The following is a 15491-nucleotide window of genomic DNA, read 5'->3' on the forward strand; positions in this document are numbered from 1 at the left end:
CCATCCCGGGCAGTGCCCGATATCGCGCGTGGCGCGAAAGCGACCGACGAGCGCGGGTTCGTCCCTCAGTCGCCGCGGAGTTCCTCGACGTGGTCGATCCGGGACTGGACGAGGTCGGCTTTCCCGACGTCGTGGCGGACGTGGAGGCCTTCGTCGCCGGCTTCGTCGAGGACGGCTTCGGCGACGGCTTCGGCGTCGCTGATGGTGTCGGCGATGCCGACGACGGCGAACGCGCGGCTCGTGGTGGTGTAGATGCCGTCGTCGCGTTCGTCGACGCTCGCGTAGAAGAGGAGTGCGTCACCGTCGTAGTCGGCGGCGACCTCGCGCGCACCGGCTTCGTCGACGGTGACCTTCGTCCCGGCCTCGGGGTCGACGGGGTAGCCTTCGGGAGCGGCGTACTTGCAGACCGTCGCCCGGTTCTGGAACTCGAGCTCGGGGAGCGGGCGGCCGTCGCGCGCGGCCTGCATGACCTCGACGTAGTCCGTCTCGAGGACGGGGAGGGTGTTCATCGCTTCCGGGTCACCGAAGCGCGCGTTGAACTCGACGACCTTGATACCGTCCGCCGTGAGCATGAACTGCCCGTAGAGGATGCCGCGGTAGTCGTCGAGCGCGTCCACGGTCGCTTCGAGGACCTGGAGCGCCTCGAAGCTGTCCGCCTCCGTCATGAACGGCAACTGGAACTCGGGGGCGGTGTAGCTCCCCATGCCGCCCGTGTTCGGGCCTTCGTCGCCCTCGTAGGCGCGCTTGTGGTCCTGCACCGCTGGCGTGACGAGGACGTCGTCGCCGGCGACGAACGCCTGGATGGTGAACTCCTCGCCGACGAGACGCTCCTCGACGACCCAGTCGTCCCAGTCGCTGTCGCGCATGTAGTCGACCGCTTCGCTCTTGGTCAGTTGGTCGCCGGTGACGCGCACGCCCTTCCCGCCCGTGAGGCCGACGGGTTTGACGGCGACGTCGCCGTCGTACTCCTCGACGTAGTCGCACGCCTCGTCGACGTCCTCGAACGTCGCGTAGTCGATGCGGCCAGGGATCTCGTGGCGCTCCATGAACTCTCGCTGGAACGCCTTGTCCGTCTCGATGCGCGCGTCGGCCTCGCGTGGTGCGAACGCGTACACGTCGGCGTCCTCGAGCGCGTCGACGACGCCGGCCTGCAGCGGGGACTCCGGGCCGATGGCGGCGATGGTCGCGCCCACTTCGAGCGCGTAGTCGACGACTGCGTCGGGGTCGTTCTCGTCGAGCGTCTCGAAGTCCTCGGCGAGCCGCGCGATGCCGGGGTTGCGGTTGCTCGCGCACGCGTAGAGGTCGGCGGGCTCATCGGCTTCGTCGACCGCTCGGGCGATGGCGTGCTCGCGGCCACCGCCGCCGACGAGCAGGACGGTCTCTGTCATACGCGAAACCGGTACGCACGACGCTGTAAAGTTTGCCCTTCCACGCGCCGAGAGTATCCACGGACGTGCGTACCGAATGGGTCTGGGCGCGCGATGACCGCGTGATTATCGTCCGCCGTCGCCGTCGGTCAGTTCGTCGAGGCGAGCGTCGACCTCGTCCTCGTCGACGTTCCCGCGAGCGTACTCGCGGCGGAGTTCAGCGAGCGAGCGCTCGCCGTCATCGTCGTCGCCGCGACGCTTCGCGACGACGAACGTGACGACGGCCGCGCCGACGACGATGGCGACGGGGCCGACGTCCGTCAACCCGTTCGCGAGGTCGGGTGCGAGCACACCGAGCGCGACGACGAGGACGGTGCACCCGACGAGGAACAGCTTCAATGGGAGGAGGTCGTCGTTCACGACCCCAGCATCGCCGCCACTCCTCAAAGAGCCTGCGTTTCCAGGGGTCGAAGCCCGCCCGGAGATCCCGGTCCCGTCCTGCACGGGGATTTCGGCCCTGTCCTGCACGGGGATTCCGGTCCTCTTCCGACCACGGACCTCGGTCGTGACTCGGTCGCGGGCGAGGCGACCGCGACGAACGCCTTTACCCGCCATCGCCTCCAACCAGCGAGTATGACCGAGCCCACGGACCGGAATCGCCTCGACGAGGAGGCGTCGCCGTACCTCCGACAGCACGCCGACAACCCCGTGAACTGGCAGCCCTGGGACGACGCGGCGCTCGACGCGGCGCGCGAGCAGGACAAACCCATCTTCCTCTCCATCGGGTACTCGGCGTGCCACTGGTGTCACGTCATGGAGGACGAGAGCTTCCAGGACGACGACGTCGCGGAACTCCTGAACGAGCACTTCGTCCCCATCAAGGTCGACCGCGAGGAACGCCCGGACGTCGACTCCATCTACATGACCGTCTGCCAGACCGTCACGGGACGGGGCGGCTGGCCGCTGTCAGCGTGGCTGACGCCCGAGGGGAAGCCGTTCTACGTCGGGACGTACTTCCCGAAGGAACCCCAGCGGAACATGCCCGGGTTCGAGAACCTCCTGGAGCGCATCGCTGACTCCTGGGGGAACGACGACGACCGCCGGGAGATGGAGAATCGCGCGGACCAGTGGACGGCCGCGGCGAAGGACCGCCTCGAGGACGTGCCGTCGGCGGGCGCGGACGCGCCGGACGACGACGTGCTCGCGGACGCCGCCGCGGCGATCGTTCGCGGCGCCGACCGCGAGTACGGCGGGTTCGGGAACCAGGGCCCGAAGTTCCCGCAGGCCGCTCGCCTCCACGTCCTCCTGGCCGCGCACCACGAGAGCGCCCGCGAGGCGCCCCGCGACGTCGTCCGGGAGACGCTCGACGCGATGGCGGACGGCGGGCTCTACGACCACGTCGGCGGTGGCTTCCACCGGTACTGTACGGACCGCGACTGGACGGTTCCGCACTTCGAGAAGATGCTGTACGACAACGCCGAACTCCCCCGGGTCTTCCTCGCGGGCTACCAGGTCACGGGCGAGGAGCGGTACGCCGACGTCGTCCGCGAGACCGTCGACTTCATCGAGCGCGAACTCCGCCACCCCGACGGCGGGCTGTACGCGACGCTCGACGCGCAGAGCGAGACGGCCGAGGGCGACCACGAGGAGGGCGCGTTCTACGTGTGGACGCCCGAATCGGTCGCCGACGCGGTCGCGGCGAGCGAATCGTGCGAGCCCGCGGACGCGGACCTGTTCTGCGAGCGCTTCGGCGTCACCGACTCGGGGAACTTCGAGGACGACCAGACGGTGCTCACCATCTCGGCGTCCGTCGACGACCTCGCCGACGACCACGACCTGGACGCGGCCCCGGTCCGGGAGCGTCTCGAACGCGCTCGCGAGGCCGTCTTCGCCGCTCGCGACGAGCGCCCGCGACCGCGGCGCGACGGGAAGGTGCTCGCCGGCTGGAACGGCCTCGCCGTCAGCGCGCTCGCCGAGAGCGCCATCGTCCTCGAGGACGACGGGCACGCCGAACTCGCGGGTGACGCGCTCGCGTTCGTCCGCGAGTACCTCTGGGACGACGCCGAGGAGCGGCTCTCGCGACGTGCAGTTCCAATGGAGGACGCCGAGGGCGGGCTGGACGTCCAGGGCGAGGGCTACCTGGAGGACTACGCGTTCCTCGCTCGCGGCGCGTTCGACCACTACCAGGCAACTGGTGCCGTCGAGTCGCTCGCGTTCGCGCTCGACCTCGCGGACGTCGTCCGTGAGGAGTTCTACGACGCCGACGCCGGGAGCGTCTTCTTCACGCCCGCGTCCGGCGAATCCCTCGTCGTCCGTCCGCAGGAGGTCCGCGACCAGTCCACGCCCTCCAGCCTCGGCGTCGCGTGCGACGTCCTCCTGAGCCTCGACCACTTCGCGACCGACGACCGCTACGAGTCCGTCGTCGAGACCGTCCTGGAACGCCACGGCGCCCGCATCGAAGCCAGCCCCGTCGAGCACCCGACGCTCGCGCTCGTCGCCGACCGCTACCGGCGCGGCGACGCTGAACTCACACTCGCGTGCGACGACCGCCCCCCGGAGTTCCGCGAGACGCTCGCCGAAACCTTCCTCCCGCGTCGCGTCGTCGCGCAACGCCCCGCGAGCGCAGACCGCCTCGACGCGTGGCTCGACGAACTCGGACTCGACGAGGCACCACCCATCTGGGCGGGTCGCGACGCCCGCGACGGCCCGACCGCGTACGCGTGCCGGTCGTTCGCGTGCTCGCCACCGGCGGACGCGCTCGCCGACGCCATCGCGTTCTTCGACGACTAACCCGGCGCGCCCGGGGCGCCGGAACGGTGCCGTTCACGACGCCGTCACAGAAATCGACGCTCGATTCAGCCACAACGGTTTTGCGTCGACACGACGCATCTCGTGGCAGTGAAGCGAACGTTCCTCGGAGCGGTCCTCGTCGGCTGCCTCCTCGGGTACGTCTTCCTCTCGGGCGCCGCCGTCGACCTGACGCCGACGCCCACCGACGAGCCGCCGCGCACGCACGACGTCCAGGTGCGAGCGCTCGGCGAGGACGCGACCCAGGTCTCCGTGACGCTCCTCCGGAACGACCGCACGGTCATGGAGCGGTCGCTCGCGGCGAACGCGTCCTTCGAGCGCGTCCTCCGCCTCCAGGGCACCGGCGAGTTCACGCTCGTCGTCTCCACGGCCGGTGATTCGACGACCGTGACCGTCGACCGCCCCGCGTACTTCCGCGAGTGCTCCGGCGACATCAACCTCCGATTCTCCGTCGAGTCCGAGGACGTCTACCTCTCGACCGACGAGGAACCCGGGCGCTGCGCGCAGCCCTGACCGACTGGGAGAAACTCGCAGCCCTCGTCCCGAAAGTGCCCGTTCAGACGTGTGCTTCGAGGTCCTCGGCGAGTGCAACGCCGACGGGGACGGCGGCTTCCTCGACGAACCGAGCGAGCTCCTCGCCGGTCTCGCGGTCCTCGACGACGACCGTCGGGATGAACTCGATGCCGTACTCGTCGACGCCGGGGCCGACCTTCTCGCCGTCCTCGCGCTCGACGGGATAGTGCTCGACGGCGTCCACGCCGGCCGCGTCGAGGAGCGCCCCGAAGTCGGGGAGCTGCTGGCGGCAGTCGACGCACCAGTCGCCGCCCCACACCTTCACGACCACGCGGTCAGCGAGCGCCTCCCACGTCGCGACGGTGTCCTCGTACGCACCGGGCGAGAACGCGGGATTCGGCCGCATCGTCTCCAACTCCAGTGATTCGGTCATGGGGACTCGTACCGACGCGAGGGATTTGACGGTTCCGCTCGCGACACTCGCCCGTGCAGTCGTCGGGCGACGAGCGCGAGCGTGGTCGATGGACGGGCCGAGGGCGGTCGGCCGACGGGCGCGAGCGGGGTTGGGACGAACTGGTGGCTGCGGTAGCGTCAGGGGCTGCCGGTGTCCGACACGGTAAAACCGCTGCGGGCGAACGGCGTGGTATGAAGCGGAGCATCCTCGGGACCATCGGGTCGCCGCTCGTTGCGGTCGACGGGCCGCCGGGGGCGACGGTGGCGGCGAAGATCGAGTCGTTCAATCCGGCCGGGTCGGCGAAGGACCGGCCGGCGTTGGAGATGATTCGGGCGGCGGAGCGCGCCGGAGAACTGGAGTCCGGCGACCGCGTGGTGGAGCCGACGAGCGGGAACACGGGAATCGGCGTGGCGATGGTGTGTGCGGCGCGCGGGTACGAGTGTACGATCGTGATGCCGGCGTCGAAGAGCCCGGAGCGACGGCAGGTGATGGGTGCGTACGGCGCGGACCTGGAGCTCGTCGACGGCGAGATCGAGGCGGCGAAGGAGCGCGCGGACGAGATCGAGCGGGAGACGGGCGCGGTTCAGTTACATCAGTTCGAGAACGAGGCGAATCCGCGAGCGCACTACCGGACGACCGCGGAGGAGATACTCGAGCAGGTGGAGGGCAGAGAGATAGATGCGTTCGTCGCGGGCGTCGGCACCGGCGGGACGCTCTCGGGGAACGCGCGACGGCTCCGGGAGGAGTTCCCGGAGATGACGGTCGTGGCGGTCGAGCCCGAGGAGAACGCGGTGCTGTCGACGGGCGAGAGCGGCGACGACGACTTCCAGGGGATGGGGCCGGGGTTCGTCAGCCCGAACCTCGACCGGAGCCTCATCGACGAGGTGGAGACGGTGAACGTCGAGACTGCGGAGGCGGAGTGCCGGCGGCTCGCTCGCGAGGAGGGCATCCTCGTCGGGCAGTCCTCGGGTGCGTCGAACGTCGCCGCGAAGCGGGTCGCGGAACGCATCGCGACGCCGGACGTGGAGTGTCCGCCCGCCGGGAGCGGCGAACCGCGGACGCCCGTCGGTGAGCGCGACGAGGAGCGGACGCACACCGGCGAGCCGGCCGTGGGCGCTGGGCGGGACGCGGGCGAGGACTGCCCGCTCGTCGTGACGGTGTTCTGGGATTCCGGCGAACGGTACCTTTCGACGGGGCTGTTCGACGACGCCGAGTGAGTTCCTGGCGGCAGTGTCGCGTTCGGCGGTGACTGTTCAGATCACGTCCGGAACTCGAAGCGTGCACCGCCCGCGGCGCCCGACGTGACGCGGTACGCCCACCCGTGGACGTCCGCGACGCGCCCGACGACGAACAGCCCGATGCCGGTCCCGCCACTGCCGGATTCGCCCATCCCGAAGATGCCGTCGCGGTCTCCCGCGGGGATGCCGGGGCCGTCGTCCTCGACGTAGAACCCGTCCTCGTCGGCGAGTTCGCCGACCGTCACCGTCACCGCGTCCGGCGAGTGGTCGTTCGCGTTCCGGAACAGGTTCTCGAGGAGCGTCGCGAGCAGGTCCTCGTTCGCCGTCACCGTCGGCGGGTCAGCGAGCGAGAGCGATGCGTCGGGTGCGTCCGTCGTCTCCCAGGCGTCGCTGGCGGCGGCAGCGAGTTCGACCGGCCGCGAGTCCGAGACGTCCTCGATGCCGCGCGTGAGCACGAGGACGTTCTCGATGATGGTGTCGATGCGGTCGAGCGAGTGCTCGATGCGTTCGACGTTCTCGTCGTCGTCCGGGAGGTCCGCCGCCAGCAGATCCAGGGAGCCCGACGCGACTTGGACGGGGTTCCTGACGTCGTGACTGACGATGCTCGCGAACGCCGACAGCTCGTCGTTCGCCGCGACGAGCTCCTCGTTCGCGGCGTTCAATCGGACGGCGTACACGCCGATGACGGCGCCGAGCGCGGTCCCGGCGGTTATCGACGTCAGTATCGCGAGCGGGATGGTCGTCTTGAACGTCTCGGACAGCACGAAGAACCACGCGCCGACGAACACGAAGTACAGGAGTATCGCGAGCAGCCACTCGCCGAGCGGCCGTGGCGAGTGCCGGCTGAGTGTGTGGTCGTGCCGTCGCCCGTATGCGACGATGCCGAGCGAGAGAACGGTCGGGAACGACGCCTGCACGAGGCGCGCTTCGAGCGGGTTCGACGCGAGGACGGTGAGGACGACGACCACCACGAGGAGCGTCGCGCCGAGCACGACGAGTGCGTTCGGTCGACCGCGGGTGGCGTCGGCTCCGCGCGACGGAGTCTCGTTCACGGCAGGACGGACGCGCAATCGAGAGATAACTATTGTGGCGGCGGTGTGGCCGCCGAAGTGCGTCGCGGCACCGACCGCTGCGACGGCGAGGGCGAGGATGCGCGGCGACGACCTCGACGGGGGAGGTGTCCGAGAAACCAGAACGCTTCTTTGGCGGGCGCGGGAACGCCACGAGCGTGAACGACGTCGACGAGCGGACGGTCGGCGTGTCGGTCGCGGTCGGCGCGAGCTACGCCGTCGTCGCCGTCGCGTTCGTCCTCACCGTCGACCTCTCGAACCCGACGTTCGCGCCCGGCGTCGACTTCCTCCTCTCCACCGCTGTCGGGACGCTGCTCGCGGGGAGCGTGCTCTGGTGGCGCGGAGCCGAACGCCCGGCGGTCCGCACGCGCCGCCGGAGCGCGGCCGTCGGCGCCACCGTTGGATTCGTCGCGCCGACGCTCGCGTTCGCGTTCAACCCGAGCGTGTACGGGTCCACGCCGAACCTCCTCCTCGACCTCGTCGGTGCCGTACTCGCGGCGGGCGTCCTCGGCCTCCAGGCACAGCTCTCGACGTTCGGCCTCCCGGTCTTCGTCGGCGCGCTCACCGGCTGGTCGCTCGCCGGCTGGCTCTCCTTCCTCGCCGGGAGCTGACCCGACCGGGGTATCCAGTCAGGTCGCGAAGAACGAGCGGAACGCGTCCACGACCACGCCAGGGTGCTCCTGGGTCGGCCAGTGCCCGCACTCGGGAATCTCGACGAGCGAGGCGTCGGGGACGCGCTCGGCGCCGCGGCGCGCCCACGCCACGGGGAACAGGGGGTCCTGGGTGCCGTGCACGAACAGCGTCTCGACCGCGAGGTCGCCGAGTCTCCCGGCGAGGTTCGTCTCGACGCGACCCGATGGCCCGATCTCGTTGCGCTGGAACGCGGCGAACGCCGCGCCAGCGCCGGCGCGACTCGCGCGCTCCCGGAACGCCTCGACGAACCCGGCGTCGAGCGTGGACGCGTCGTACACGACCTGCGACAGGCCGGTGCGTGCCGCGGTCGTCGACGACCCCATCGCCGCGTACCCCGCCTGGTTCGCGCCGGGGACGTTCGCGAGCGCGTACCAGAGCGACCCGGCCGGGACCGACCGGCCGAGGCCGTAGCTGGAGACGAGCGCGAGCCGGTCGACGCGCTCCGGGTTCGCGAGCGCGAACGAGAGCGCGACCCCGGCGCCCATCGAGATGCCGGCGAGCGCGACCGACTCGAGGCCGAGTTCGTCGAGCACGCCGACGAGGACGTCGCGGTACGCGGCCACGGAGTGCTCGGGCGCGTCGTCGCTCTCGCCGTGCCCCGGCCAGTCGAGCGCGTACACGCGATGCGTCCGGCCGAGCTCCGGGAGGACGTGCTCCCAGGAGAGCGCGCCGTCGTCCACGCCGGCGCCGTGCAGGAGGACGAGTGGCGGGCCGTCGGTGCCGGCGCGACGGTACGCGACGCGTCGTCCGTTAACGACGGCCGCGCCCGTGCCGACGCTCGCCGGCCCGTCCATCGTCGACTCGACGCCGCCGTCATCCCCTATGTCTTCGCTCTCGCCGGCGACGGGCGCGCTCGCCTCGCCACCGTCGACCGGCTCGCGTTCGTCCTCGGGTATCATACGGTGAACTCGCCCTCCGTGAGTCGGACGACGACGGTATCGTCGACGTCCCGGAGGTCGTACTCGGGGACCGCGCCGTCCTGCCGCGAGACGTACAGCGGTTCGACGAGCGCCGGCGGTCCCTTCGGGTTCGGGTCCTCCGGCGTCGGCTCCGGTTCCTCGAGCCCGTACACCTTCAGGTACTCGCCGGTGTCCGGACCCGTCACGTCGCCGTCGCGGACCGCGGTCGCGAGTTCGCGCGAGAGCCACTCGTCGTCGTCGACGCTCGGCTCGCGCACCAGGACGTCGTCGACGAACCGCACGACGTACCAGTTCAGGTCGTTGCACAGCGAGACGGCGGCGCCGAGGCTCACCGTCGACAGCGCGATCGCGTTCTCGAACGGCCGCCGCAGGTCGTACGTCGATAGCGCCTCCCGCGCGGTCTCCCGCGAGAGCAACTCGTACTGGAGGTCGCAGTCAGCGTCCCCGACGAAGCAGACCTCTGTCACGCCAGCCTCTCGGGGACGACGGGGCTAATCGGTTTCGGCTCGCGCGCCCTCGTCGCGTCCGGTGCCGATAGTCGCGTCGTCGCGCCCTTGCACGAGCCGCCGAAGGTCTCGCGCCCGATCTCGTTGTCGCCGCCGAGACGGACGTTCTCGGTGACGAGCGTGACGTTCACGGTCGCGAGGGTGGACGCGTGCCGGCGGTTCCAGCGCTCGCAGAGGTACTGCGCGAACCGGTCGCGTCGGTCGTCGACGTCGCCGCCGCGGACGTTCCGCAGGTAGAGGTACCACTTCTGGCTCGGGTACGTCCCGTCGACGTCCGCTGGCGGGCCGCGACCGGCGGCCCCGGCGTAGAGGTCGACGCGTTCGCCCGATTCGGTCGTGCCGACGGTCGCGTACCAGGCGTCCGACGAGAGCGGGTACGGTGCGAACATGTCCCAGCGGTACTCTTTCGGGTCGACCGTCTCGGTCGCGTCGGCGGGGAGCGCGAGCAGCCCGAACCCGGCGGCGTTCCAGACGAGGACGGCCGCGAGGACGACGACGGGGAGCACGCGGTACGCGGTGCGTCCGACGGCACGCGCTCGCGACAGGGTCACGCTCGCGGCGTCCCGCCACCACGTCGGCCGCGGGACCGAGGGCGTCCGCGCCGCCACCGCGGACCGTGCACGACCGAGTGCAGTCGCTACGGCGGTCGCGCGACCCGCGAAGTGCGCGGCGACGACGCCCTCGACGCGGTCCCAGACGAACGGCGGGAGGAAGACGAGGAGGCCGGCGATGGAGACGAACGGGAAGGCGCCGAGGTACAGGGTCGCCGCCATCGCGAGGTGCGCGGCGACGAACGCGCCGGCGACGAGCGCACGGAGCCGGCCGGTGGCGAGCACGAGCAGCGGCGCCGCGTACAGGAGGAGGACCCAGGCGTGCGTGCCGAGCTCCAGGAGGAACGACTGTCCGGCGAGGGCGTCACCGAGGAGGACGGTGATGGCGTCCATCCCGAACACGAGCTCGGCCGCGTCGCCCGACCGCCACGCCGGGCCACGGGACTTCAGGACGGCGTTCATCGCGTACACGACGAGCACCTGCACGACGACGCCGACGGTCGCGACCGACGCGACGACGGTCGACCCGCTGCGCTCCTCGTCGTCGCCCGTCCCGGCCGTTCCCGTCGACGTTCGGCGTCGTGCGTCGAGACTCCATCGGGCGCCGACGGGGAGGAGGACGCTCCAGAGGAGGAGCCGTCGGAGGAGCGCGTGTCCGGAGTTCAGGACGTACGGGTTCCGGAACTGCATCGAGAGCACGAGCACGAGCGTCAGCGCGGTCGCGAGCCGACTCCGGTACCCGACGAGCATCGCGACGGCGGCGAGTGCGACGAGCGCGAACGCGACGTACTGCCACCAGAGTTCGCCCGACAGCGAGTGCAGGGAGAGCGGGCCGCGAACGGGGAACTCGGCGTACAGGAGGTCGCGCGGGAGGACGCCGGCGTCGGTGTAGAACGCGGTCGCGTCAGCTACGGAGAGCGCGACGTCGACGAGGACGACGGTCGCGAGGAGGACGCGGAGGGCCGCGAGCGCGCGCTCGTCGACGCCGACGCGCGAGACGGTCGCCTCGCGGAGCCGCTGGAGGGAGGGCATGACGGGGCAATCCTGTCAGTCGTCTTCCAGCGGCGGTAAGTGTCTTGTGCGTTCCGAGGCCGCGCGGTCGGCGCCCGCACACGCGGTGACCCCGAACGGCCTGACGTCGACGCGGTCTGGCGCGTCCAGGACGACGCTACGGGCGACGAACGTGACGTTCACCGATTCGAGCGTCGACGCGTGCTCGCGCGTCCAGCGCTCGCAGAGGTAGTGCGCGAAGCGCTCGCGGAGCGCTGGCGCCGGCGCGTCCCTGAGCGACGTGAGGTAGACGTACCAGCGATGGCTCGGGTACGTCGAGTCCACGTCGGCGGGCATCGCGGTGCCGTCGGCACCGGGAGCGAGGTCGACGCGCTCGCCCGACTCGGTCGTGCCGACGGTCGCGTACCAGCCGCCGGTCGCCCGCGGTTCGGGGGCGAACATGTCCCAGCGGCGCTCCTCGGGGTCGACGGTGTCCGTGACGCTCCCCGGGAGCGCGACGAGGCCGAGCGCCGCGGCGTTCCAGACGAGGACGAACGCGAGCAGCGCCGCTGCGAGCGCGCGCGCCGACCCAGCGCCGAGGTCGCGGAGCGCGGCCGGGAGCGCGACGCTCGACGTCTCGCCCTCAGCGAGGCCGACTCGGTCCAAGACGCGGTCGGCGCGCGGCGCGAGTCGTTCGTCGACGACGCGCTCGACGCGGTCCCAGACGACGCCGGGGAGGAACGGGACGAGTGCGGCGAGCGAGACGAGCGGGAACGCGCCCAGGCGGAGCGTGAGCGCCATCGCGACGTGCCCGGTCGCGAACGCCGCGACGACGGCGGTTCGCGCGCGTCCGGTGGCGAGCACGAGCAGCGGGGCGGCCAGGAGGACGACCGTCCACGCGTACGTCCCCGCCGTCAGGAGCGCGGGGAACTCGGCGACGACCTCGCCGAACATGACCGTGATGGCGTCCATGCCGAACGCCAGTCGGCCCGCCGTCCCGTCGTGCCAGGCGCTCCCGCGAGCCTTGAGGACGGCGTTGACGACGTACACCGCGAGCACCTGCACGAGCAACCCGGCGGCGGCGATCGACGCGACGTCGGCGCGGTCGACGGTCGACTCGCGTCGGCGCGCGTCGACGCTCCAGCGTGCGCCGAGCGGGAGGAGGACGCTCCAGAGGAGCAGGCGTCGGAGCAGCGAGTCGCCGGCGTTGAGGAGCACGGGGTTCCGGAGCTGCATCGAGAGCACGAGCGCGAACGTGACGGCGGTCGCGAGCCGCGTCCGGTAGCCCGCGGCGAGCGCGAGCGCCGCCACTGCGGTCGCCGCGAACAGCACGAGTTGCCACCAGAGTCCGCCCGAGAGCGTGTGTATCGAGAGCCGGCCGAGCGCCGGGAACGTCTCCAGGAGGAGGGCTCGCGGGAGGACGCCAGCGTCGGTGTAGAACGCGCGGACGTCCCGCAGTCGGAGCGCGAGGTCGACGAGGACCGCGGTCGCGAGCGCGACGCGGAACGCGGCGAGTGCTCGCCGATCCACGGAGAACCGGGCGACGACGGCGCGCTGGACGCGCGAACGGAGAGACATGTCGCTTCGAGCCGTATCGACCACCAGCACGGAGAAATGTCTTGTGTACCGGCCGCGCTGCCCTCGCGGGTCGCGTCAGTCGTCCCCGGGCGCACTCGACTCCGCGCTCTCCGCGCTCGCGTCGGCGTCGGCACTCCGCCGTCGCGCCACGAGCACCCCGAGTTCGCCGACCGTCCAGGCGAGCGCGAACAGCGCCGCGAACACCATCCCGACGGCGTCCACGGGCGTCATCCACCGCGGGAGCGTGAACAGCATCCCGTTCACGAGCAGGCTCGGGAGGACGTCCTCCGCGGCGAGCACGACGCCAGCGAGGACGCCGCCGCTCGCGCGCCGCGAGTCGAGCCCGGCCTCGACGGCCGACGGGCCGCCCGCGCTCTCCGCGCCCGTCCCGAGGCGCTCGGCCTCGTAGGGCCCCGGGAACCGCATCTGCCAGACGATGTCGCCGTCCTCGTCCACCTCGACGACGCGGTCGCTGTGCGTGTCCGTCACGAGCGTGTGCCCGTTCGGAAAGCGGTCCGCGTCCCGCGGCCACTGCACGCTCCCGTCGCGCCACAGCCACGAGCGCTCCCACGCGCCGTCGACGCGCTGATACTCGACGATCCGGTCGTTCTCGCTGTCCGCGACCACGACCGCCGGCCCACCGCGCTCGGCGGGGATGAAGTCGGGGTTGTGCGCCTCGTAGAGCGTCCGATGGTCGCCGTCGCTCCCGAGCGTCATGTTCTCCACGACGCCCTCACCGGGCCGGACGAAGATGACGGAGTCCATGTTCCGGGGGCTCGCCATCACGAGCCCGCGGTCGTGGAGGTACTCCACGTCGTTCATGTGCGTCCAGTCACCGGGGTACTGGCCGCCCGAGGCGTTCGGGTCGTAGTGCTCGCTGGCGTTCCACCGCCACACCTCTTCGTCCGCGGAGACGTTCACCATGTACACGCCGTCCGGGTGCGATATCTCCGCGACGACGAGGTGCGTGTCGTTCACGAAGTCGACGTCGTGGATGTTGTTCGACCCGGAGGGCGTCGCGTACCGCGCCCATAGCTCCTCGCGCTCGCCGGTCGTCACGTTCAGGCGCATCACCTGGGACTTCCGGCAGCGGTCCTCGCTCGCACAGTGCCTGGCGGCGGCGCCGTGACTCGCGACGTACGTCACCGACGCCGTCCCGAACCGCGGCGCGGGGTCGACGTCGTGATAGAACCGGTGCTCGTCGGCTTCGTACACCTTCGACCCGTTCGGCGCGTACGCGGCGATGAGCCCGGGCCCGATCCCGTCGACGGTGACGACCGTGTGGCCGTCTGCGGGCGGGACCGACTCGGGGACGCCGCCGTCGTAGCTCGCGCTCCCGGTGGCGACACCGAGGACTGTCGCCATCGCGGGCGACGCACTCACGAGGACGAGCGCGAGGGCGAGGACGCGGAGCGTTCGCCTGGATGGACGTGGGACTGCGTGGAGGGCGCTCACAGTCCACTGGCGGACGCGACACGTCTCTAAAGTTACGATTCCGCAGTCAGACCGGCGGCGGGCGACGGTGCGTTCCGGCCCGTCCTACGAGGTGTTCCGGTCGAGAGGGACGCGTTCGGCGCGGCCGACCGCGTCTCGCGCTCGCGACGCGAGGTCGTCCGGCTCCAGGTCGCGGATCTGGTCGAGACTCCCGTCGACGACGGGTTCGTCGGGGACGATGCGGTTACAGCCGGCGTCGATGGTGGAGTCCGCGAACGTCCCGACGTCGCGAGCGAGCGCGGTGATGTCGTGCTTGTCCCACGTCAACAGCGGCCGGTGGACGGGGAGGGTCGTCACCGCGTCGGTGACGGCGAGGTTGCTCGTCGTCTGACTCGACTTCTGGCCGATGGCCTCGCCCGTGACGACACCGGCCGCGCCCACCGTCTCGGCGACGGCTTCGCCGACGAGGAGGAGGAATCGGCGGTGCGCGAGCATCCGCCCGCGATCCATCGTCGCGACGAGGTGCGCGACCGCGTCGCCGCCGGGGACGACCCACGTCTCGTCGACGTGATTCGGTGCGTACCGTGCGAGGTCCCGGACGGTCTGGACGGCGCGAGCGCGATGGTCCGGGCCGCCGTAGTCGCCGAGGTCGACGTATACTGGAATAATCGGGCTGCCGCGTTTCATCACCTCGAACGCCGCTATCGGCGAGTCGATACCGCCGGAGACGAGGACGACGAGCGGCGCCTGCGTGCCCAGCGGGAGACCGCCGACGCCGTCGACGGTCTCCGTGTAGACGAACGTCGTCTCCTCGCGGACCTCCACGCCGAACGTGACGTCCGGGTCGTCGAGGTCGACCGCGGGGTCGACGCCCGCCGCTTCGGCGGCGTCCCAGACCGCCTGTCCGCCCTCGCGCTGGACGTCCTCGCTGTCGAACGGCAGCGAGCGGTCGCTCCGCCGAGCGTCGACCGCGAACGCGCCACCGTCGTAGACCTCGGAGGCGGTCGCCGCGAGCGCGTCGCAGATACCGTCGAGCTCCGAGTCGACCGACAGCGCGGGACTCGCGGAGACGACGCCGAACGTGTCCGCCGCCGCCTCCGCGACCGCGGCGACGTCGCCTTCGGTGGTGTGGACGCGCGGCCGCGACCACGTCAACTCCACGTCGCCCGCCAGGTCGCGGTCGTCGAGGACGGCGCGCAGGTTCTCCCCCAGCCGGTGCTCCATGTCGCGCTTCACGCCACGGGACTTCGAGCCCATGTCGCCGTGCCGCACGAGCACCACGTCCGCGCCAGGAGGCTGCATCACCTCTCGGTACCGCGCGCCCGCCAAAACGCGTGTCGGTCCGCGCGCACCGACCCGTCGGTCGACA

The 15491-nt window shown here is 71.3% G+C and carries 14 protein-coding genes; 4 read left to right on the top strand and 10 right to left on the bottom strand.

What is annotated here, in order from left to right:
• Positions 1-65: 65 nt before the first annotated feature.
• Positions 66-1388, bottom strand: a complete 1323-nt coding sequence (purD, locus tag ACZ48X_RS20385) for a phosphoribosylamine--glycine ligase (RefSeq protein ID WP_336350662.1) — start codon at positions 1386-1388, stop codon at positions 66-68.
• A gap of 105 nt (positions 1389-1493) precedes the next feature.
• Positions 1494-1787, bottom strand: coding sequence for a hypothetical protein (locus ACZ48X_RS20390; protein WP_336350661.1), 294 nt, complete (start codon positions 1785-1787; stop codon positions 1494-1496).
• Positions 1788-2000: 213 nt separating this feature from the next.
• Between ACZ48X_RS20390 and ACZ48X_RS20395 the strand changes: the two genes are divergently transcribed.
• Positions 2001-4157 (top strand): thioredoxin domain-containing protein, encoded by a 2157-nt coding sequence (locus ACZ48X_RS20395; protein WP_336350660.1) that lies wholly within the window; start codon positions 2001-2003, stop codon positions 4155-4157.
• 108 nt (positions 4158-4265) lie between these two features.
• Positions 4266-4688, top strand: a complete 423-nt coding sequence (locus tag ACZ48X_RS20400) for a hypothetical protein (protein ID WP_336350659.1) — start codon at positions 4266-4268, stop codon at positions 4686-4688.
• Positions 4689-4731: 43 nt separating this feature from the next.
• On the opposite strand, the gene ACZ48X_RS20405 is transcribed toward ACZ48X_RS20400, so the two are convergent.
• The gene (locus tag ACZ48X_RS20405) at positions 4732-5121 is read right to left on the bottom strand and encodes a TlpA family protein disulfide reductase (RefSeq protein WP_336350658.1); all 390 of its coding nucleotides are present in this window, start codon (positions 5119-5121) and stop codon (positions 4732-4734) included.
• Positions 5122-5333: 212 nt separating this feature from the next.
• On the opposite strand from ACZ48X_RS20405, the gene ACZ48X_RS20410 reads away from it, so the two are divergent.
• Positions 5334-6359, top strand: a complete 1026-nt coding sequence (locus ACZ48X_RS20410; RefSeq protein ID WP_336350657.1) for a PLP-dependent cysteine synthase family protein — start codon at positions 5334-5336, stop codon at positions 6357-6359.
• A gap of 41 nt (positions 6360-6400) precedes the next feature.
• On the opposite strand, the gene ACZ48X_RS20415 is transcribed toward ACZ48X_RS20410, so the two are convergent.
• The gene (locus ACZ48X_RS20415) at positions 6401-7432 is read right to left on the bottom strand and encodes a sensor histidine kinase (protein ID WP_336350656.1); all 1032 of its coding nucleotides are present in this window, start codon (positions 7430-7432) and stop codon (positions 6401-6403) included.
• 176 nt (positions 7433-7608) lie between these two features.
• On the opposite strand from ACZ48X_RS20415, the gene ACZ48X_RS20420 reads away from it, so the two are divergent.
• Positions 7609-8061 (top strand): hypothetical protein, encoded by a 453-nt coding sequence (locus tag ACZ48X_RS20420; protein ID WP_336350655.1) that lies wholly within the window; start codon positions 7609-7611, stop codon positions 8059-8061.
• Positions 8062-8079: 18 nt separating this feature from the next.
• Here ACZ48X_RS20420 and ACZ48X_RS20425 read toward each other — a convergent pair whose 3' ends face one another.
• The 6 genes from ACZ48X_RS20425 to ACZ48X_RS20450 form a co-directional block, all read right to left on the bottom strand.
• Entirely contained in the window at positions 8080-9042 is a 963-nt protein-coding gene (locus ACZ48X_RS20425; protein WP_336350654.1) for an alpha/beta fold hydrolase, read from the bottom strand.
• Positions 9039-9530: a DUF5804 family protein gene (locus tag ACZ48X_RS20430; RefSeq protein WP_336350653.1), complete on the bottom strand. Its 492-nt coding sequence runs from the start codon at positions 9528-9530 to the stop codon at positions 9039-9041. Before ACZ48X_RS20430 ends, ACZ48X_RS20425 begins: the two co-directional genes overlap by 4 nt.
• Complete coding sequence (locus ACZ48X_RS20435) at positions 9527-11152, bottom strand: HTTM domain-containing protein (protein ID WP_336350652.1); 1626 nt, start codon at positions 11150-11152, stop codon at positions 9527-9529. The genes ACZ48X_RS20430 and ACZ48X_RS20435 overlap by 4 nt, the downstream gene beginning before the upstream one ends.
• A 15-nt stretch (positions 11153-11167) precedes the next feature.
• Positions 11168-12688 (bottom strand): HTTM domain-containing protein, encoded by a 1521-nt coding sequence (locus tag ACZ48X_RS20440; protein ID WP_336350651.1) that lies wholly within the window; start codon positions 12686-12688, stop codon positions 11168-11170.
• Between the two features lie 75 nt (positions 12689-12763).
• A complete protein-coding gene (locus tag ACZ48X_RS20445; protein ID WP_336350650.1) occupies positions 12764-14143 on the bottom strand; it encodes an arylsulfotransferase family protein in 1380 nt (459 codons plus the stop codon).
• Between the two features lie 84 nt (positions 14144-14227).
• Positions 14228-15424 carry a tRNA sulfurtransferase gene (locus tag ACZ48X_RS20450; RefSeq protein WP_336350649.1) on the bottom strand — a complete coding sequence of 399 codons (1197 nt, stop codon included), beginning with the start codon at positions 15422-15424 and terminating at the stop codon, positions 14228-14230.
• Between the last annotated feature and the right edge of the window lie 67 nt (positions 15425-15491).

It is taken from the genome of Halorubellus litoreus, assembly GCF_055378595.1.